Here is an 18,347-nt window from a genome sequence, read left to right on the forward strand (position 1 = left end):
TTAGTAGCGGGTGCGGCGCACGGGGGCGTCGATAAGCGTCAGGCACCACGTCATGAACACGATGTCCAAGGTGATCTCCCGCGGGACGGTGACCGCGAGATCGCCGTTCGCGCGCGCGGCGGTCAGCGCGACGATGTTCCCCTGGGCGTCAACGATCTCGCGACGCGGGCGCAGCCCAGTCCGGTTGAGCTCGTATGCGGCGCCGTTGCAGTCCGCGGCGTAGCGCGCGACGGTGAGCGACGTTTTGCGGAACGCGAACTGCTCGCCGTGCGCGCCCTCAGCGCGCAGGTCAGCCGGGTTTTCGCTGGTGAAGCGGAGGGCCGTGGCGCCGAAGCGCAGCGTGCCGTCCTCCACCGCAGCGAGGCGCGCGCCGCCCCCGGCGGGTGGCTCATCGTCCTCGCGGATCAGCAGGTTGTCGCGCCAAATCACAGCACGAACACTAGCACGGCAACAAGCGAGAAGAGCAGGAGCGTTGCGATCAGCACGTTGGAGGAGACGATCTTGCGCGCCTCCAAGATTTCGCGGGATACCCAGGCGAGCGCGGCGACGTCGAGAAGCGAAAGCTCGGTCTCGCCCTCGAACTCCAGGATGGCCTTGCGCACGCCGTTGTGATCGGAGGTGAACTGGGCGACCTTCGTGCCGGAGGCATCGTCGACGATCCAGTTCTTCGAGGTCTCCGCGACCATCTGGTAGGTGCGGCCCTCCACGTCGACGCGGATCTGCTTCGCGCGCTTCAGCGAATCGTGCGCGCGCACGAACTCGCTGCCGCCTCGCGACGCCACCGCACCCGACTCCGGCGACGCGAGCAGTTCCCACTGCTGCCCCGCCACGACGGCGCGGTCGTGCGTGAACTCGCCGAGCACTTCGGGGCCTGCCTCGGCGAGCAGCTTCAGGTTGTCCCGATCCGAGCGGTCCCAGCTGACGTAGTGCATCGCGCTTATGCCCCGATCAGGCGGGCGGCGAGGTAGGCCTCGAGCTCGTCGATCTTCACGCGCTCCTGCTCCATCGTGTCGCGCTCGCGGACAGTGACCGCGTTGTCCTCGAGAGTGTCGAAGTCGTAGGTGACGCAGAACGGCGTACCGATCTCGTCCTGGCGGCGGTAGCGGCGGCCGATCGCGCCGGAGGTATCAAAGTCGACATTCCAGTGCTTGCGCAGCGTGTTCGACAGCTCGCGGGCGGGGACGGACAGCTCCTCCTTCTTGGACAGCGGCAGCACTGCCACCTTCACCGGAGCCAGGCGGCGGTCCAGGCGCAGGACGACGCGCTTGTCGGTACCGCCCTTAGCGTTGGGCGCTTCTTCCTCGTCGTACGCGTCCACCAGGAAGGCCATCATGGAACGGCCCAGGCCGGCGGCCGGCTCGATGACGTAGGGGATCCAGCGTTCCTCGTTGGCCTGGTCGTAGTAGGACAGGTCCTCGCCGGAGCCCTTCGCGTGCACCGAGAGGTCGTAGTCCGTGCGGTTGGCCACGCCCTCCAGCTCACCCCACTTGGAGCCCTTGAAGCCGAAGGCGTACTCCACGTCCACGGTGCGCTTGGAGTAGTGCGACAGCTTCTCCTTCGGGTGCTCGTACAGGCGGAGGTTCTCCTCCTTGATGCCCAGGTCGACGTACCAGTTGTAGCGGTCATCAATCCAGTACTGGTGCCACTCTTCATCCTCGCCCGGCTTGACAAAGAACTCCATCTCCATCTGCTCGAACTCGCGGGTGCGGAAGATGAAATTGCCCGGGGTGATCTCGTTGCGGAAGGACTTGCCAATGTTGGCGATGCCGAACGGCGGCTTCATGCGCGACGAGGTCATCACGTTCTTGAAGTTGACGAAGATGCCCTGGGCGGTCTCGGGGCGCAGGTAGTGCAGGCCCTGCTCATCATCCACCGGGCCCAGGAAGGTTTTGAGCAGACCCGAGAACGCCTTCGGCTCGGTCCAGTCGCCGGGCTGGCCGGTCTCCGGGTCGTTGATGTCTGCCAGGCCGTTCTCCGGCTCGTGGCCGTGCTTCTCCTCGTACGCCTCGATGAGGTGATCGGCGCGATAGCGCTTGCCGGTATGGCGGGACTCCACCAGCGGGTCCGTGAAGACCTCGACGTGGCCGGAAGACACCCACACCTGGCGCGGCTGGATCACGGACGTGTCCACGCCCACGACGTCGTCGCGGGACTGCACCATGTGGCGCCACCACTGGCGCTTAATGTTTTCTTTCAGCTCTACGCCCAGCGGGCCGTAGTCCCATGCCGAGCGCGTACCGCCGTAAATCTCGCCCGCGGGGAACACGAGTCCACGGCGTTTGCAGAGGTTGACAACGGTATCGATCTTGCTGGCGGGCACGGATAGCCTCCTGTAATCCGGTTTCGGGTAACGGTGCCAGTGTAGCCCAGCGCACGCCCGGCGTATGCGCATGGGGCGCGCACCGCGCGATTGCCCCACGCCCGCTCAAGCCCTTGGGCAAGAAACTGGCAAAAGCCTCGTAAATTTCCTAAACTGAGAATTCTGAGAACGCCCACAGCAATTAGAAAGGGGCGGCGCCTTGGCACGACGTAAACGAAGCGCCCCAGCAAACCTCGACGCAACCGCGGAGCTCATCAGCGCGCTGAACTCCGAGCTGCGGCTGCAGATTTTGCTTATGCTGTACAACGGCGATCACGTGGTCCACGAGCTGGTGGCCAACCTGAAAAAGTCGCAGCCGCTAATTTCGCAGCACCTCCGCGTGCTCAAGTCCGCCGGGCTGGTCACCTCCTCGCGCTCCGGCCGAGAGGTGGTCTACAGCCTTGTGGTCCCGGAGGCCGGAGAGGTCATCTTCGCGCTCTCCCGGGCCGCCACTCGGGTGACCAAGGAGGCAGAGGAAGCGAACGCCGAGCGCGACGATCTGGCCGAGAAGCGCAGCGCGCGCGAACACGGCGATGCGCCGACCTCCCCCGGCGCGGGCGCCGGCATGGGCGCGGCGATCGTGGCCCCACCAACGATGTCCCCCACCGTGGCTCCCACCGCGGACCCCGGGATCGTTCCGCAGACCCCGCGGCAGCCGGTGGAGTAGCCGCGCTACCGTAGATAGGTATGGCACAGCAGCACCAGAGGACGCCGAAGGAGCCCATCCCCAAACTCGGAGCGCGCATGACGCGCCAGCGCACGGCGGTGGTGGAGACGCTGCGCGACGTCGATAAGTTCGCCACCGCCAAAGAAATCCACGCCGAGCTGGATGCGCGTGGAGAGAAGGTCGGCCTGACCACCGTGTATCGCACGCTGCAGTCGCTCGCGGAGATCGACGCCGTCGACGTGCTCCAGAACGCCGACGGCGAGACGCTCTTCCGCCACTGCATCACCGAGCACCACCACCATCACCTCGTGTGCACGAAGTGCGGCCGCAGCGAGGAGATCGACGGCGGGCCCATCGAGGCCTGGGCGCGCGAAACCGCGAACTCGTTTGGCTACCAGCTCGTCGCCCACGACGCCGAGATCTACGGCATCTGCGCCGAGTGCAGGAGGCTTCTCGACGCCAACGCGTAACCTTACTTCTCCGCGAACTTATCCACCGCGCCGCCGAAGCGCCGGTCGCGCTTGGCGTACTCGTAGACCGCCTCGAACAGGTCGTCCTTGGTAAAGTCCGGGAACAGCTTGTCCTGGTAGACCATCTCCGCGTAGGCCGACTGCCAGAGCAGGAAGTTCGAGGTGCGCTGCTCGCCGCTGGGGCGCAGGAACAAGTCCACGTCCGGCATGTCGGGACGGTAGAGGTACTTGGAAAACGTCTGCTCGTTGATGTCCTGTGGGCGGATCTTGCCGTCGCGGGCGTCGGTGGCGAGCTGGCGTGCGCCGTCGATAATCTCTGCCCTGCCGCCGTAATTGATGCACATCGCGAGCGTCAGTCCGGTGTTGTCCTGGGTGAGCTCCTCGGCCGCTTCCAGCTCGCGCAGCACCGAGCGCCACAGGCGCGGGCGCCGGCCGGCCCAGACGATGCGGACGTTCTTCTCGTTCAGCTCGTCGCGCTGGCGGTGCAGCACGTCGCGGGAAAAACCGAGGATGAAGCGGACCTCGGACGCCGCGCGGCGCCAGTTTTCCGTAGAAAACGCGTAGGCCGACAGCCACTCGATCGTGCCCATCTCGATGCAGGCATCGACACAGTCCATGAGCACTGCCTCGCCGCGCTTGTGCCCCTCAGTGCGCTTCATGCCGCGCTGCTGCGCCCAACGGCCGTTGCCGTCCATCACGAGTGCGATGTGGCGGGGGATGAATTCCGGATCGATCTGGCGCAAAGTCATGCCCTTATTATGCCTGTTCCATCATTCGCAAACTCTTCAGCCCGGACTCCAGGTGGTACTGCAGGTGCGCGGTCGCCGCGCGGTGCACCTGCGCCTCCACTGTCGACTCCCCTGTCGCCGAGTCTGGCGTGTACTCATAGCCTCGCGCGAGCAGCCACATCGCGTGCAGGGTTTCCTCCGCCACAGTCATTGACCCCGGCGGGCGGCAGTTCGTGCACACCGCCCCGCCCACGGCGGCGTTGAACGCCCGGTGCGGGCCAGGCTTCTCGCAGTTCGCGCAGTTGTACAGCGACAGCCCCCAGCCGGCGTGGTCGGTGGCGCGCAGGATGAACGCGTCGAGGACCTGCGTCGGCGCCTCCGTCATCTGTAGCTGGCGGATGCCGTCCTTGACCAGGTCGAACAGCTCGGGGTCCGCCTCCTCGTACGCGAGTTTGTCCGCCGCCTCCAGGATCGCGCACGCCGCGGCGTAGCGCTCGAAGTCCTCGATGATGCGCGCGCCGTGGTAGGCCACGGTGTCAGCGGCGGTGATCGTGGACAGGCTCTTACCCGGGTAGATCTGCACGTCCAAGTCGACGAAGGGCTGCAGGCGGGAGCCGAACCGGGAGCGTGCCTTGCGCACGCCCTTGGCCACGCCGCGGACCAGGCCGTGGGAGCGCGTGAGCAGGACGACGACGCGGTCGGCCTCGCCGAAGTCGTAAGTGCGGACGACGAACGCGCGGTCGCGCCAGGACGGGCGGCCCGGGCGCGAAGGCCTCGAAGACCGAGTAGTCCGAATCGCCTTAGAAGCCAAGGCGGCCCAGCGCCTTCGGGTCCTGCTGCCAGTTCTTCAGCACCTTCAGGCGCAGGTCAAGGTACACGTTGTGGCCTACCAGGTCCATGATCTGCTGGCGCGAGCGGTGGGTGATCCCGGACAGGCGGCGGCCGTTTGGCCCCTCCAGGATCCGGCGCTGCCCGGGGCGCTCGAGGTAGATCACGGCGTAGATCATGGTGCGGTTCGGGTTCTCCGGGTCCGGCACCATCTCATCGATCTGGACGGCCACGGAGTGCGGCAGTTCGTCGCGAAGCCCCTGCAGCGCCTCCTCGCGGATCAGCTCGGCGATGCGCGCCTCGAGGTCCTCGTCGGTGACGTCGCCGACCGGGTAGAAGCGCGGCCCCTCCGGCAGCTGGCCCACCAGGATGTCCATGAGCACGTCCGTCTGCACGCCGTCCGTGGCGGAGACCGGCACCACCTCGCAGTCGCCGCCGAGCAGCTCGTGCAGCGCGAGCAGGCGCTCGCCGACCATATCGCGCGAAGCCTTGTCCAGCTTGGTCACGATGCCAACGATCGGCGTGTTCGGTTTGATGCGGCGGATCTGGTCCAGAATGAAGCGGTCGCCGGGGCCGATCTTCTCGTCCGCGGGCACCGTGAACCCGATGACGTCGACGTCTGCGAAGGTGTCCTTGACCACGTCGTTGAGCCGCTCGCCGAGCAGCGTCCGCGGGCGGTGCATGCCGGGCGTGTCCACGATGATGACCTGCGCGTCCTCCCGGTTCACGATGCCGCGGATCGGCCGGCGCGTCGTCTCTGGCTGGTCCGCCATGATGGCCACCTTCTCGCCCACGAGCGCGTTGGTCAGCGTGGACTTGCCGGTGTTGGGCCGGCCCACAAAGCTGACGAACCCGGAGCGGAAGCCCTCCGGCGTGTCGGTGAAGCCGGGCACGGTCGGGCGGGGCGCCGCGTCCGTGCCGCCGGTGGCATCGGCGCGCGCGTCGTCTGGCAGGTCGGCCTCGTCGGGGAAGAAAGTGCTCATGGCGCGTAATCCTACCCGGTGCGAAGCCCCCGGTACCTGTTCACCGCGGCCAGGATCTCAAACCGGCGCGGCGCCGTGAGGTGCCCCGGGTGCGCGCGCCCCGGCACGAGTGCCGCGAGCCCGTCGGCCTCGAGCTCGCCGAGCAGCTTCTCGACGCCCACCGCCACCGGTGCCCCGCCGCGGCCGCACCACTCGTCCAGCCGCTCCAGCGCGGCGGCGATCGCCGCCGTCTGCGGCGCCCCGGCCAGTTGCGGCAAAAAGGACATGTCGATGTCGCTTTTTCCCACGCTGATGGTGTCCTGTCCCCGCGCCTTCGGCCCGCGGCGCCGCCCGCCGCCTGAGCCGCCGGAGACAAAGGTCGGGCCCGACAGCGTGCGGGCATCCGGCGCGAACATCTCCGGTGTGACCGGCAGCTGCGCTGGCTCGTGCCCGCGCCCGACCGCGTGGGCCCGTTCTGTCACGTCGCTCGGCACGTAGGCGTCCAGGGCGATCACGGTGTCCGCGAGCCCCAGGTACGCGCCGGAGCCGCCGGCGACCAGCACCGTCGACACGCCGAGCTCCTCGTAGAGCCCGCGGACGCGTGCGCTGAACGGCGTGATCGGTTCGCGGTCGGCGGCGATGAGCTCCGCCATCACGGTGTCTCTGATCATGAAGTTGGTGGCGGAGGTGTCTTCGTCGATAAGCAACGTGCTCGCACTCGCCTGGAGAGCCTCGATGACGTTTGCGGCCTGGGACGTGGAACCGGAGGCGTTGGCGGTGGAGAAGTGCGCGGTGTCGGCGCCGTTGGGCAGGTTGGCAATGAACGCGGAGATGTCCTGCGACGTCACCGGGCGGCCGTCCTCCGCACGCACCGTCACGGCGTCGGCGCGGGTGATGGCGAACTCGCGGCCGTCGCCGAGCGTGTGCGGGTACACGCCGCGCTCAAGTGCGCGCAGCAGCGTGGACTTGCCGTGGTAGCCGCCGCCGACGATGACGGTGAGCCCCTCCGGGACGCCCATCCCGGTGACGGTGCGGCCGCTGGGCAGGTCGAACGTGACACGCAGCGGCTCGGGGCTGCGGAACGGGACGCCGCCGCTGAGCGGCAGATCGCTCGCGCCCGATGCGCGCGGGAGGTTCGCGCCGTCGGCGACGAACGCGACGAGCCCGCGGCCCGGCAGCTCGGCGCGGAGCGCCTCCTGGTCCCGGAGCAGCCACACTGCGTCTTCCAGGGCTTGGCGCGACACCGCCGCAGCCCGCTGCGCGAGCCGGGGGACGTCCTGCGTGAGCAGCTGCGCCGCCTGTTTGCCCAGCACCCGCCGGCCGCGCGCGGGCAGCCCGACGAGCAGGCGGAATTCTACGTCGCGCTCCCCCACCAGCACGTTGGTGCGCTCGAGGACCTCCTGGCCGAGCGCCCCGATGCTGATGGTGTTGGATTTGCCGCTGCCCCCTCCGCGGCCGGGCGCGCCGCCGGAACGCAGGAGTGCCGCAGCCTCGCGCGCCAGCACGTCGGCGACGGCGATGCGGTCGCCGCGCGTCGCGGTGAACTCGCCACCCACATCGAGCGCATCGCGCGGCACGATGACGCGGATTTTCGACGGCGACGCGAACGGGTCCGACTGCACCTTGTCCACCACCAGGCGGAACTCGCCGGCCTCGTACTCGCCCGCGAGCTTCTTGTACGCGCCGTAGTCGGCGCCGTCGATGTCGCGGCACATCCGATCCAGCTGGTCGATGGTGCCGCGCCGCTGTGCGGGGCGCGAGCTCCGCGCGTCGGTTCGGTGGTTCCGGTGTCTGCGTTGCTGTGCCATGCCCGCCACCGTAGTCGGGGGCGCGCCACCCCCCGATCGGCGGCCGGCATCCGCGTACCCCTACTCGGTATGCGTTACACTGGCCGTGCTTTTGTGATTGCACCCACTGCTGAAAAAGAAAGTGAAGCAGATGCCTTTCTATGAATTTCGTTGCCCAACCGGCCACACCACCGAGCGGCTTCTTCCCATGTCCTCCGAGTCGCGCACGACGGACTGCAAGGACTGCGGCGAGGAGGCGACGAGGGTGATTAGTGCACCGGCTGTGGGAAGCGTCGATAAGCGAAAGGCCCAGCTGGTGGAGGCAACGCAGAAGAGCGCATACGAACCCGCGGTCGTGAACTCGGTCCCGCGTGCCGGAAACCGGCGCGCCACCCAGGTCTCGCACAACCCGCAACACGCCAAACTTCCGAAGCCTTAGGAGGCAGCATGCCGAAGAATCTTTTCCCACTCGATTCCGCCAAGCCGTTCCCGGATCAGGAGACCGTCGGCCACAACCGCTGGCACCCCGACATCCCGGCGATCCAGACGGTGCAGCCCGGTGACACCTTCCGCGTTGACTGCCGCGAGTGGTTCGACGGCGACATCCACAACGACGACAGCGCAGACGACATCCGCGACGCGCCGCTGAACAAGGTCCACGCGCTCTCCGGCCCGTTCCGCATCGAAGGCGCGAAGCCGGGCGACCTGCTGGTTGTGGACATCCTGGACGTGGGGCCGATCCCGCAGGAGGAGGGCCCGCTCGCCGGCCAGGGCTGGGGCTACACCGGCATTTTTGCCAAGAAGAACGGCGGCAGCTTCCTCACCGACCAGTTCCCCGACGCGTACAAGGCCGTGTGGGACTTCACCGGCCAGACCGCGACCTCGCGCCACATCCCGGGCGTGAGCTTCACCGGCATCATCCACCCGGGCCTCATGGGCACCGCCCCGTCCCACGAGCTGCTGGGTAAGTGGAACCAGCGCGAGGCGTCGCTCATTGCCACCGACCCGGAGCGCGTCCCGCCGCTCGCGCTGCCGCCGGAGCCCGACCACGCCATCCTCGGCTCGCTCACCGGCGCTGACTTCGACCGCGTCGCCGGCGAGGGCGCCCGCACCGCCCCGCCGCGCGAAAACGGCGGCAACCAGGACATCAAGAACCTGTCCAAGGGCACGCGCGTGTTCTACCCCGTGTATGTCGACGGCGCGAACTTCTCCGTCGGCGACCTGCACTTCTCCCAGGGCGACGGCGAGATCACGTTCTGCGGCGGCATCGAGATGGGCGGCTTCATCGACTTCCACGTCGACGTGATCAAGGACGGCATGGCCAAGTACGGCGTGACCGAAAACGCCATCTTCATGCCGGGCAACGTCGAGCCGCAGTACAGCCAGTGGCTCGCGTTCTCCGGCACCTCCGTCACGCTCGAGGGCGAGCAGCGCTACCTGGATTCCCAGTTGGCGTACCAGCGCGCGTGCCTCCACGCCATCGATTACCTCACCACGTTCGGCTGGTCTCCGGAGCAGGCCTACCTGCTGCTGGGCGCGGCGCCGATCGAGGGCCGCTTCTCCGGCGTGGTGGACATTCCGAACGCGTGCGCCACGGTGTACCTGCCGACGGAAATCTTTGACATTGACATCCGCCCCGGCGCCGGCGAGCCGCCGCGCATCGACCCGGGCATCGGCGCACCGCGCTCGTCCTTCGCCTAGGCGGTACGTGCGGGGTCGACGATGCACTCCTGCAGCTCAACGAGCGGCAGCTCGTCGAGCCCGCGCTCGCGCACCGCGCGCACCATCGCGCCCATCGTCCCGGCGAGGTGGTCGAGGCGCTGCTGCGGCGCGACGTCGATGAGCGCGGCGTACAGCGCCGTCGCCAGGTCACCCGCACCAACAATGTTGCCGCCGAGCCGCGGGGCGTCCGTGCGCAGGACGCTTGTCGACGCCACGTCGACCATCCCAATCGTCTCCGGGTTGCCCGTCTCCACCGAGGTGATGAGCGCGTTGCTGCACAGCGACCGCGCGGCGTCTGCGAGCGCCTCGGTGTACTCCGCGTACTCCGCGTCCGCGGCGTACGCAGCCTCGGAGGTGCTGCCCGCCTGGTCGAGGCGCCGGCCGGTCAGTAGCGAGAGTTCCCACTGGTTGGGCGTGATGGCGTCGGCAAGCGGGATGAGCGTCTCCGTGTACACGTCGGGGATGTCCTCGTTGACAAACGAGCCGACCTCCGAGTTACCAATCACCGGGTCGCACACGTAGCGCGCCTGCGGGTTGGCTTCCTTGATGGCCACGACGGCGTCGCGCACCACCTCCGCCATCTCGGCGGTGCCGAGGTACCCGCTGACAAACAGGTCTACCTGCGGGAACGCGAACTCCATGCCGCGCAGGATCTCGCGCACGTTGTCAGCGCCGAGCACGGGCCCGCGCCAGGTCGGGTACTCCGTGTGATTGGAAAAGTTGACGGTGTGCACTGGCCACACCTCGTGGCCGAGCCGCTGCATAGGAAACACGGCGGCCGAGTTGCCCACGTGCCCGTACGCCACCGCCGACTGCAGCGAAACGATGTTCACTACAGCGCTTCCACGTTGAACTGCAGCTGCGGGTTGGCGTAGTAGTCCTGCGCCTCCACAAGCTTGAGCTCCTGCGAGTCCGCCTCGTGGGTGAGGCGCAGCATGTCGTAGACGGAGCTTGCGGTGCGAGCCAGCGCGTCCGCCGCGTCGCCGCCGCGCAGGTAGTGGCCGGTGAACAGGGCGGCGGTCACGTCGCCGGAGCCGTTGCGCTTAAACGGCAGGCGCGGGGTGCGCACGATCCACTTGCCCTTGTCATCCACGGCGATCGTCTCCATGACGTCCTCCGGCGCGTCGGGGCGCTCGACGGAGGTGACCAGCACGGTCGACGGGCCCATCTCGCGGGCGGCGTCCACGGCTGCCAGCGTCGAATCCAGATCGTTGACGTCGCGCTCGGTGAGGTAGCCCAGCTCGAACTGGTTCGGGGTGATCAGGTCGGCGGCTGGCACGACCTTGTCGCGCAGCAGCGGCGGGATGTTGTCGGAGACGTGGCAGCCCGACTTCGCGTTGCCCATCACCGGGTCGCACGCGTAGATGGCGTTCGGGTTCTTGGCCTTGACCTGAGCGACTGCGTCGACGATCACGTCGGCGATGTCGTCGCCGCCCTGGTAGCCGGAAAGCACCGCGTCGACACGCTCGAGGGCGCCGCGCTCATCCATGCCCTTGATGATGTCCGTGACATCCGAGGCCGGGATCATCGGGCCGGTCCAGTGACCGTAGCCGGTGTGGTTGGAAAAGTTGACGGTGTACACCGGCCACACCTCGTGGCCGATGCGCTGCAGGGGAAAGACGGCGGCCGAGTTGCCCACGTGCCCGTACGCAACTGCCGATTGGATGGAGAGAATGTTACTCATACCACCTATTGTGCCCCCGCCGCTTTGCGACGGGGGCGTCAGGGGCCACAAACGCAGCCCCGAGAATTTCCTAATTTTCTCTACAGCTCTGGGGAGACGAGGATCTTCACCGCGGTCTCGTTGCGGTTGATCAGGGTGTCAAAGCCCTCGTCGACCACGCCGTCGAAACCGATCTTGCCGGTGATGAACGGCTTGAGGTCGATCTTGCCGGACTCGACGAGCTTGATGGTCTGCTCGTGGTCGTGTGCGTAGCCGATGATGCCGCGCAGCGTCAGCTCCTTCATGACGACGCTGTGGATGTCCAGCGATGCCTTCTTGGACCAGATGGACTCCACGACCAGGGTGCCCTTGAGCTTCAGGCAGTCCACCAGCTGGTCCAGCACAACGTTCACGGAGGTGGCCTCGAAAGCGATGTCCGCGCCCTTGCCGTCTGTGATCTTCATGATCTCTTCCTTGAGGTCCTGGCTGCTCGGGTCGATGGCGTAGTCGACCACGCCGGCGTCGAGCGCCTTCTGGCGACGCAGCTCGGAGAGCTCGGAGATGACCACGGTGCAGCCGTATGCCTTCGCCACCGCGGCAGTGAGCACGCCGATCGGTCCGGCGCCGCCGATCAGCGCCACGTCGCCTTCCTTCGCGTCCGCGGCGGAGAAGCCGTGGTGGGCAACGGAAAGGGGCTCGATCAGGGCGGCCTCATCCAGCGGGATGTCGTTGGAGATCGTGTGGACCCAGCGGCGCTGGACCGCAATCTTCTCGGAGAGGCCGCCGCCACCGCCAGCCAGGCCAATGAAGTTGACGTCCGGGTGCAGGTTGTACGGGCCCGGCTTCTTCGGGTCGACGTCATCCGGCAGGACGTACGGCTCGACGACGACGTGCTGGCCGACCTCCAGGTCGTCCACGCCCTCGCCCAGCGCGGAGATCACGCCGGAGAACTCGTGGCCCAGGGTGACCGGCGGCTCTTCGCCCGTGATCGGGTGAGGGTGGCCCGGCTTCGGGCAGAAGATCGGCCCCTCCAGATACTCGTGCAGGTCTGTGCCGCAGATGCCGCACCAGGCGATGTCGATGAGCACCTCGCCCTTGCCCGCCTCCGGCGCGTCAATCTCTTCGACGCGGATGTCTTTCTGACCGTAGTAGCGCACTGCACGCATTGGAAAACCCCTTTCAAGAGGAAAAACTGACAGGTACTATTTTAGCGCGTTTCGTCAGTCGGCAGCGGCTCTTCGGGGGGTTCGGGGACGTCGATAAGCACTGTCCTCGTCTTAATGCGGCCGCGGCGGTCGAAGCCGCCCTCGGCGGTGTAGCGCACGCCGTCGATCACCGTCGACGACCCCGGGAGCGGGACGCGGCCAAGCTGGTAGGACAGTAGGCCGGCGAGGGTGTCCACGGAGTCGGTGAGCTCGTCGTCGAACTCGACTTCGTAATCGAAGTGGTCCTCGAGGTAGTCCACCAAGTCATCGAGCGGCAGGCGGGACTGGGCGCGGAACTGGTGCTCGCCGATCTGCTCGACCGGAGCGTCCTCGTCCTCGTCGAACTCGTCGGTGATCTCGCCGACAATCTCCTCCAGCAGGTCCTCCATGGTGAGGAGGCCGGCCACGTTGCCGAACTCGTCAATGACAATCGCAATGTGCGTGTTTTGCTGCTGCATCTGCTTGAGCAGCTCATCCAGCGGCTTCGACTCCGGCACGAACAGCGGATCGCGCATCAGCCCGGTCAGCTGCGTCGACGCGTCGACCGGGGCACCGTTGTCGCCGAACATGTCCTTGAGGTACGCCACGCCGACGATCTCGTCGACGCTCTCGCCGATGAGCGGAACGCGCGAGTGACCCGAGCGAACCATCAGGCTCGTGGCCTGGCGCGCCGTCTTTTCGCTCTCGATCCAGATCATCTCCGGGCGCGGCACCATCACCTGGCGGGCGTGAGTGGACGCGAGGTCGAAGATGTTCTGGATCATGCGGCCCTCGGTGGTCTCCACCACGCCCTTCTCCTGCGCAATGTCAACAGCCTCGCGCAGCTCCACTTCGGTGGCGTACGGGCCGTCGCGGAAGTCCGCGCCCGGGTGGAACAGGTTGCCCAGCTTGATCAGGAAGCGGGACACCGGGCCCAGCACCGTGTGGAACACCACGAGCCACTGGGCCGCCTTCAGCGAGATGGTGTACGGGTTGCGCTTGCCGGCCGTGCGGGCGAAGACGCCGATGATGCTGAACTGCAACAGCGCCACCGCTACGATCGCCGCGGTGATCGCCCAGCCTTCCGCGTCAATGAGGTCCATGGCTGTGATCGCCGCGAACACCGCCGCCGTGATGTCCAGCGTGGTAGACAGCAGCACGAGCATGTTGACGTGGTTCGCGCGTGCGTTGACCACGCGCAGCAGCGCCGGCGCGCCGGCGACCTCGTCCTTCACCATGTTTTCCACACGCGCCCGGGAGACCGGGGTCAGGGCGGATTCGACGGAGCCAAGGAGGCCGGACAACAGCATCGCCGCGAGCGCGATGATGCCGTAAAGAATGGTGTTGTGCATTGAGGCGTTAGTTCTCGTTCTGGGTCGGTGCGTTGGGGCCGCTGGGGCCGTGGGTGCCGTGGGGGTCTGCGTGCTGCGCCTCGCGCTCACGCATCAGGCGGTCGAGCTCCTCGCGGTCAGCGGCGGAGGGGAACGCGTGCGCACCGGTCGGCTTCGGCTGGTACTCCACCCCGCGCGCGGTCATGGAGTCGTACCAGTCGGCGAGGATCTCGTTCTGCAGCGCGAACATCTCGCGCTCGTCGGCGGGCTGGATGTGGTCGTAGCCGAGCAGGTGCAGGACACCGTGGACAGTAAGCAGCGCGAGCTCGTGCGCCAAATCGTGGCCGGCCATCTCCGCCTGCCTGCGGTCAAACGCCGGGCACAGGATGATGTCGCCGAGCATCGCCGCGCCCATCGGGGTCGCGTCGGGGCGGCCGCCGCCCGGGGTCAGCTCGTCCATGGGGAAGCTCATCACGTCGGTCGGGCCCTCAAGGTCCATCCAGCGGACGTGGAGATCGGCCATCGTCGGCTCATCCACGAGCGTGATCGTGGCCTCGGTGTCCGGGTGGACGTCCATGGTTTGGAGGGCGAACGAGCAAACGTCGATAAGCATTTGCTCGTTTACGTCGGCCTCGCCGGACTCGTTGAGAACTTCAATGCTCACTGGCTGGCTTCCTCCTCGCGCTCGCGCTCAAGCTCCTGCTGGCGCTTCTCGTAGCGCATCGAATTCTGGGCATCGTGCCGGTCGTACGCGGCGACGATGCGGGAGATCAGGTGGTGGCGCACGACGTCCTCGCCGCGCATCTCCTGGAACGCGATGTCATCGATGTTGGACAGAATGCGCCGGGCAACGCGCAGGCCGGACACGGTGCCGCGCGGCAGGTCCACCTGCGAGATGTCGCCGGTGACCACCATCTTCGAGCGGAAGCCCAGGCGGGTGAGGAACATCTTCATCTGGGCACCGGTGGTGTTCTGCGCCTCGTCCAGGATCACGAACGCGTCCGACAGGGTGCGACCGCGCATGTAGGCAAGGGGGGCGACCTCGATGATGTTGGCGTCGACGAGCTTGGGGATCATCTCCGGGTCCAACATGTCCCGCAGCGCGTCGTAGAGCGGGCGCAGGTACGGGTCGATTTTGTCGTTCAGCGTGCCCGGGAGGAAGCCAAGCTTCTCGCCCGCTTCCACGGCGGGGCGGGTGAGGATAATGCGCTTGACCTCCTTGGCCTGCAACGCCTGCACCGCCTTCGCCACGGCCAGGTAGGTCTTGCCGGAGCCGGCGGGGCCAATTCCGAAGGTGATGGTGTGCTCATCAATCGCGTCGACGTACTGGCGCTGGCCCGCCGTCTTGGGGCGGATCACCTTGCCGCGGCGGGCGACGATCTCGGCGCCGAGGATCTCGGACGCGGATTCTGGCGTGTCCGTCTCCATAATGCGGGCGGCGTGGACGACGGAGTCCGGGTCAACGGGCACACCACGGCGCGCCATGGACTCAAGCTCATCGACGACGCGCGCCGCGTAGGCCACGTCCGCCTCGGCACCGCGCAGCGTCAGCGTCGTGCCTCGCGCGTGGATGTCAGCGGCGAGCTGCCGGTTGAGGACCCGCAGGTTGCCGTCGTTGACTCCGAGGACGGCCTGGGCGTAGGCGGAGTCCAATTCGAGTTTGCGGGTAACTGGATTTTGCATGCTGCTCCTCAACACTACCAGCGAGACGTCAACGCGCCGATGGCGCAAAGTGCCGCGAACCCGGCGCTCGCTGTGCGCAGGACTTGCGGCCCCATCCGCACGGGGTGGGCTCCGAGCAAATCTAACTCATCCTGGCCAATGCCGCCCTCCGGGCCGACGATGAGGAAGACCTCTTCGCCGAAATTAAGGTCCTTGATGGAGTCGGTCGCATCTTCGTGCAGCACGACCGCGGGCTTGCCGGCGATGAGGTCCTTGAGTTGGTTGGTCGTCACCGCGTCGTGGACCTTAGGCAGCCACGCCCGGCGCGACTGCTTCGCGGAGGCGGCTGCCTGGTTTTGCCACTTCTGCACCTGCTTCGCCTGCTTGTCGTTCCCCCACCGCGCGATGGTGCGGTGCGAGATCCAGGGAATGATGGCGTCCGCGCCGCCCTGCACGGCGAGGTCGACGGCCAGCTCGGCGCGCTCCGACTTCGGCACCGCTTGCACGAGCGTGACGCGCGGCGTGGGCGCGGCTTCGGTGTGTTCGGCCACCACGTCGCCGACGACACGGTCGCGCGAGCAGTCCCGGACGACGACTTCGGCGGCGTTGCCGTGGCCGTCGACAAGCATGATGTGCTCCCCCGGGCCGATGCGCTTGACGTGGGCGTGTTTCGCTTCGGCGCCGTCGAGCTCGCCGGAGCTTGGCTGCGCGGCGTAAAAGTACGGCAGGCTCATCAGCGGCGGAACTTACCACGCATGCGGGAGAAGAAGCTTTCCCCGCCGGACTCCTCGCTGGAGTGCACGCGCGCCTCGTCGTCGTGCGACTCGCGCAGCTGCTCCAGCGCGGCGCGCTCGTCCTTGTTCAGATCGGTCGGCACGACCACCTTCACGTGCGCAACCATGTCGCCCGCGCCCTCGGCGCGCAGGCGCGGCATGCCTTCGCCGTGCAGGACGATCTCCTCGTCCGGCTGCACGCCAGCCGGAACCTGGATGGTGGTCTGCTCGCCGGCCAAGTTCTCCACGGCCAGATCGGTGCCAAGCGCAGCGTCATACATTGGCACGCGCAGCTGCAGGTGCAGGTCGTTGCCCTCACGGGCGAAGACGGCGTGCGGGGCGGTGTGGACCTCCACGTAGAGGTCGCCCGCCGGGCCGCCGCCGTGGCCGACCTCGCCCTGGTTGGCCATGCGGATGCGCATGCCGGACGCGATGCCGGCCGGGACGTTTACGGTGAGGTCGCGGGTGGTGCGCACGCGGCCGTCGCCGGCGCACTGACGGCACGGGTCCTTAATAATCTCGCCGTAGCCGTGGCACTTCGGGCACTCGTGGGTGGTCATCACGTTGCCCAGGAAGGACTGCTGCATCTCCTGCACCGCGCCCTGACCCTGGCAGTAGTCGCAGGTTTCCGGCTTGGCGCCCGACTCTGAGCCGGAGCCCTGGCACTTGTTGCACAACACGGCGGTGTCCACGGTGACGTCCTTCTTCACGCCCGCAAACGCTTCTTCCAGCGTGATCTGGGTGCGCAGCAGGGCGTCGTTGCCCGGCTGCACGCGCGAACGCGGCTCGCGGCCCGCGCCGCCCCCGCCGAAGAACGCCTCGAAAATGTCGCCGACACCGCCGAATCCACCGAAGCCGCCGCCGGGCCCGGCCGCGCCGCCCTGCTCCATTGGGTCTCCGCCGCGGTCCACAATGCTGCGCTTCTTCGGGTCCAGCAGGACCTCCTGCGCCAGCGAGATGTCCGCGAACTTCTCCGCAGCCTCCTCGGACGGGTTCACGTCCGGGTGGTACTTGCGGGCGAGCTTGCGGTACGCCTTCTTAATCTCTTGCTCCGTGGCTTCCCGGTCGACGCCGAGAATGCCGTAGTAGTCTCGTGCCAAAGTATTTACCCTTTCAGATTTATAGAAGTGTGAGGAAGTGCTTCGCCCGCTGGTCGCGGCTGCTATTCGCCCCGCAGGATGCGGCTAATGTATTGGGCCACGGTGGCAACCTTTTGAATCGTACCGGGGTAGTCCATGTACGTCGGACCGACCACCCCGAGTCCGCCAAGCGCCTCGTCGCCCGCGCCATATGCAGTAGTAACAATCGCGGCCTGGGAAAATTCCTCGTTCTCGTTCTCCCGCCCGATCCGCACGGACACCCGCTCCAGATCCTGCGCGCTGGCCAGGAGCTTCAGCACGACGACCTGCTGCTCCAGGGCCTCGATCACGTTGTGCAGGTCCGCCAGCCGGTGCACGGTCAGGTTGCCCGCGCCGGCGATGAGCAGGCGGTCCGCGGTCGTGTCCACCAGCGTGTCCACGAGTACGGCAGCGCAGCGCCCGACGGCGTCGGCGAGTGCGCGCGGGGCGCGCGCGTGCAGGGTGGACAGCCCGGCGGCGGCCTCGCGCATCGTCCGGCCAACGAGGACGTCGTTGAGGAGGTCGCGGAGGACGGGCACGTGGGCGTCGACAAGCGGCCCCTTGAGCTCGACATTGCGCTGGTCGACGCGCCCGGTGTCGGTGATGACCACCAGCAGCAAGCGAGTCGGCGTGAGCGAGACGACCTCGCAGTGCTTCACGCGCGACAGGTCGAGGTTGGGCAGCTGCACCACCGCGGCCTGGTTGGTCAGCTGGGCGAGCAGCTGGACGCTGCGGCGCAGCACGTCCTCGAGGTCCACGCCGTGCTCGAGAAAGTCTAGGATGGCGTGGCGCTCGGCGACGGAGAGCGGCTTGACGTCATCGTGCAGCGCGTCCACGAACGCGCGGTACCCGGCCTGTGTGGGGATGCGGCCGGAGGAGGTGTGAGTTTGGCTGATGTAGCCCTGTTGTTCCAACACGCTCATATCGTTCCTGATGGTCGCCGAGCTCACGCCGAGCCCGTGGCGCTCCACCAGTGCCTTCGATCCGACTGGTTCTTGCTGCGCGATGTAGTCTGCAACGATTGCGCGCAGCACCGCCTTGCGGCGGTCATCAGCAGCACTCATTAGCACTCCCTCTCATCGACTGCCAGCTA

Annotated in this window: 20 protein-coding genes; 4 read left to right on the forward strand and 16 right to left on the reverse strand. The window is 67.3% G+C overall.

Annotated elements, in window-relative coordinates; translation table 11 throughout:
• The 3 genes from FPP74_RS05020 to FPP74_RS05030 are packed head-to-tail and all read right to left on the reverse strand — an operon-like array spanning position 1 to position 2,320.
• Positions 1–429: a hypothetical protein gene (locus FPP74_RS05020; RefSeq protein WP_144717303.1), complete on the reverse strand. Its 429-nt coding sequence runs from the start codon at positions 427–429 to the stop codon at positions 1–3.
• On the reverse strand, positions 426–932 hold the full coding sequence (locus FPP74_RS05025; protein ID WP_095275504.1) for a hypothetical protein: 507 nt from the start codon (positions 930–932) through the stop codon (positions 426–428). The genes FPP74_RS05020 and FPP74_RS05025 overlap by 4 nt, the downstream gene beginning before the upstream one ends.
• Positions 933–937: 5 nt before the next feature.
• A complete protein-coding gene (locus tag FPP74_RS05030) occupies positions 938–2,320 on the reverse strand; it encodes a glycine--tRNA ligase (protein WP_095535447.1) in 1,383 nt (460 codons plus the stop codon).
• Positions 2,321–2,519: 199 nt separating this feature from the next.
• Here FPP74_RS05030 and FPP74_RS05035 point away from each other — a divergent pair, with 199 nt between their 5' ends.
• Complete coding sequence (locus tag FPP74_RS05035) at positions 2,520–3,026, forward strand: helix-turn-helix transcriptional regulator (RefSeq protein WP_233126950.1); 507 nt, start codon at positions 2,520–2,522, stop codon at positions 3,024–3,026.
• Between the two features lie 20 nt (positions 3,027–3,046).
• Positions 3,047–3,496, forward strand: coding sequence for a Fur family transcriptional regulator (locus tag FPP74_RS05040; RefSeq protein WP_144717304.1), 450 nt, complete (start codon positions 3,047–3,049; stop codon positions 3,494–3,496).
• A gap of 2 nt (positions 3,497–3,498) precedes the next feature.
• Here FPP74_RS05040 and FPP74_RS05045 read toward each other — a convergent pair whose 3' ends face one another.
• Genes FPP74_RS05045 through FPP74_RS05060 form a run of 4 tightly spaced genes read right to left on the reverse strand, consistent with a single transcriptional unit; the run spans position 3,499 to position 7,822 of the window.
• Positions 3,499–4,245 carry an isoprenyl transferase gene (locus tag FPP74_RS05045; RefSeq protein ID WP_095275501.1) on the reverse strand — a complete coding sequence of 249 codons (747 nt, stop codon included), beginning with the start codon at positions 4,243–4,245 and terminating at the stop codon, positions 3,499–3,501.
• 7 nt (positions 4,246–4,252) lie between these two features.
• Positions 4,253–5,035 (reverse strand): DNA repair protein RecO, encoded by a 783-nt coding sequence (gene recO / locus FPP74_RS05050; RefSeq protein WP_255456075.1) that lies wholly within the window; start codon positions 5,033–5,035, stop codon positions 4,253–4,255.
• Positions 5,025–6,035 (reverse strand): GTPase Era, encoded by a 1,011-nt coding sequence (era, locus tag FPP74_RS05055; protein ID WP_095537301.1) that lies wholly within the window; start codon positions 6,033–6,035, stop codon positions 5,025–5,027. Before era ends, recO begins: the two co-directional genes overlap by 11 nt.
• Before the next feature lie 11 nt (positions 6,036–6,046).
• Entirely contained in the window at positions 6,047–7,822 is a 1,776-nt protein-coding gene (locus FPP74_RS05060; RefSeq protein WP_255456076.1) for an ABC-ATPase domain-containing protein, read from the reverse strand.
• A gap of 130 nt (positions 7,823–7,952) precedes the next feature.
• Here FPP74_RS05060 and FPP74_RS05065 point away from each other — a divergent pair, with 130 nt between their 5' ends.
• Together FPP74_RS05065 and fmdA are read left to right on the forward strand one after the other, a co-directional pair.
• The gene (locus FPP74_RS05065) at positions 7,953–8,240 is read left to right on the forward strand and encodes an FmdB family zinc ribbon protein (RefSeq protein WP_144717305.1); all 288 of its coding nucleotides are present in this window, start codon (positions 7,953–7,955) and stop codon (positions 8,238–8,240) included.
• Between the two features lie 8 nt (positions 8,241–8,248).
• The gene (gene fmdA / locus FPP74_RS05070; protein ID WP_144717306.1) at positions 8,249–9,502 is read left to right on the forward strand and encodes a formamidase; all 1,254 of its coding nucleotides are present in this window, start codon (positions 8,249–8,251) and stop codon (positions 9,500–9,502) included.
• Here fmdA and pdxY (FPP74_RS05075) read toward each other — a convergent pair.
• The 9 genes from pdxY (FPP74_RS05075) to hrcA form a co-directional block, all read right to left on the reverse strand.
• Positions 9,499–10,356 (reverse strand): pyridoxal kinase, encoded by an 858-nt coding sequence (gene pdxY / locus FPP74_RS05075; RefSeq protein WP_144717307.1) that lies wholly within the window; start codon positions 10,354–10,356, stop codon positions 9,499–9,501. The two genes, fmdA and pdxY (FPP74_RS05075), sit on opposite strands and share 4 nt — an antisense overlap.
• Entirely contained in the window at positions 10,356–11,207 is an 852-nt protein-coding gene (pdxY, locus tag FPP74_RS05080; protein WP_144717308.1) for a pyridoxal kinase PdxY, read from the reverse strand. The genes pdxY (FPP74_RS05075) and pdxY (FPP74_RS05080) overlap by 1 nt, the downstream gene beginning before the upstream one ends.
• Before the next feature lie 80 nt (positions 11,208–11,287).
• Positions 11,288–12,352, reverse strand: coding sequence for a 2,3-butanediol dehydrogenase (locus FPP74_RS05085; RefSeq protein WP_095537306.1), 1,065 nt, complete (start codon positions 12,350–12,352; stop codon positions 11,288–11,290).
• 41 nt (positions 12,353–12,393) lie between these two features.
• Positions 12,394–13,722, reverse strand: coding sequence for a hemolysin family protein (locus FPP74_RS05090; protein ID WP_144717309.1), 1,329 nt, complete (start codon positions 13,720–13,722; stop codon positions 12,394–12,396).
• A gap of 7 nt (positions 13,723–13,729) precedes the next feature.
• Positions 13,730–14,365, reverse strand: coding sequence for an rRNA maturation RNase YbeY (gene ybeY / locus FPP74_RS05095; RefSeq protein WP_144717310.1), 636 nt, complete (start codon positions 14,363–14,365; stop codon positions 13,730–13,732).
• Positions 14,362–15,384: a PhoH family protein gene (locus FPP74_RS05100; RefSeq protein WP_095537309.1), complete on the reverse strand. Its 1,023-nt coding sequence runs from the start codon at positions 15,382–15,384 to the stop codon at positions 14,362–14,364. The genes ybeY and FPP74_RS05100 overlap by 4 nt, the downstream gene beginning before the upstream one ends.
• A gap of 14 nt (positions 15,385–15,398) precedes the next feature.
• Positions 15,399–16,097, reverse strand: coding sequence for a 16S rRNA (uracil(1498)-N(3))-methyltransferase (locus FPP74_RS05105; RefSeq protein ID WP_095553576.1), 699 nt, complete (start codon positions 16,095–16,097; stop codon positions 15,399–15,401).
• Positions 16,097–17,236: a molecular chaperone DnaJ gene (dnaJ, locus tag FPP74_RS05110; protein ID WP_095546530.1), complete on the reverse strand. Its 1,140-nt coding sequence runs from the start codon at positions 17,234–17,236 to the stop codon at positions 16,097–16,099. The genes FPP74_RS05105 and dnaJ overlap by 1 nt, the downstream gene beginning before the upstream one ends.
• 62 nt (positions 17,237–17,298) lie before the next feature.
• On the reverse strand, positions 17,299–18,318 hold the full coding sequence (gene hrcA, locus FPP74_RS05115) for a heat-inducible transcriptional repressor HrcA (RefSeq protein ID WP_144717311.1): 1,020 nt from the start codon (positions 18,316–18,318) through the stop codon (positions 17,299–17,301).
• Positions 18,319–18,347: the final 29 nt, after the last annotated feature.

Origin of the sequence: Corynebacterium sp. NML180780 (genome assembly GCF_007786415.1) — a bacterium.
Classification (GTDB): Bacteria; Actinomycetota; Actinomycetes; order Mycobacteriales; family Mycobacteriaceae; genus Corynebacterium; species Corynebacterium gottingense.

What these genes read in the sequence shown, in the direction of transcription:
- FPP74_RS05065 (WP_144717305.1), top strand. Translation starts at nt 7,953, where the DNA reads ATGCCTTTCTATGAATTTCGTTGCCCAACCGGCCACACCACCGAGCGG.
- FPP74_RS05060 (WP_255456076.1), bottom strand. Translation starts at nt 7,822, where the DNA reads ATGGCACAGCAACGCAGACACCGGAACCACCGAACCGACGCGCGGAGC.
- era (WP_095537301.1), bottom strand. Translation starts at nt 6,035, where the DNA reads ATGAGCACTTTCTTCCCCGACGAGGCCGACCTGCCAGACGACGCGCGC.
- FPP74_RS05040 (WP_144717304.1), top strand. Translation starts at nt 3,047, where the DNA reads ATGGCACAGCAGCACCAGAGGACGCCGAAGGAGCCCATCCCCAAACTC.
- hrcA (WP_144717311.1), bottom strand. Translation starts at nt 18,318, where the DNA reads ATGAGTGCTGCTGATGACCGCCGCAAGGCGGTGCTGCGCGCAATCGTT.
- FPP74_RS05085 (WP_095537306.1), bottom strand. Translation starts at nt 12,352, where the DNA reads ATGCGTGCAGTGCGCTACTACGGTCAGAAAGACATCCGCGTCGAAGAG.
- FPP74_RS05100 (WP_095537309.1), bottom strand. Translation starts at nt 15,384, where the DNA reads ATGCAAAATCCAGTTACCCGCAAACTCGAATTGGACTCCGCCTACGCC.
- pdxY (WP_144717308.1), bottom strand. Translation starts at nt 11,207, where the DNA reads ATGAGTAACATTCTCTCCATCCAATCGGCAGTTGCGTACGGGCACGTG.
- fmdA (WP_144717306.1), top strand. Translation starts at nt 8,249, where the DNA reads ATGCCGAAGAATCTTTTCCCACTCGATTCCGCCAAGCCGTTCCCGGAT.
- FPP74_RS05090 (WP_144717309.1), bottom strand. Translation starts at nt 13,722, where the DNA reads ATGCACAACACCATTCTTTACGGCATCATCGCGCTCGCGGCGATGCTG.
- FPP74_RS05025 (WP_095275504.1), bottom strand. Translation starts at nt 932, where the DNA reads ATGCACTACGTCAGCTGGGACCGCTCGGATCGGGACAACCTGAAGCTG.
- FPP74_RS05045 (WP_095275501.1), bottom strand. Translation starts at nt 4,245, where the DNA reads ATGACTTTGCGCCAGATCGATCCGGAATTCATCCCCCGCCACATCGCA.
- FPP74_RS05105 (WP_095553576.1), bottom strand. Translation starts at nt 16,097, where the DNA reads ATGAGCCTGCCGTACTTTTACGCCGCGCAGCCAAGCTCCGGCGAGCTC.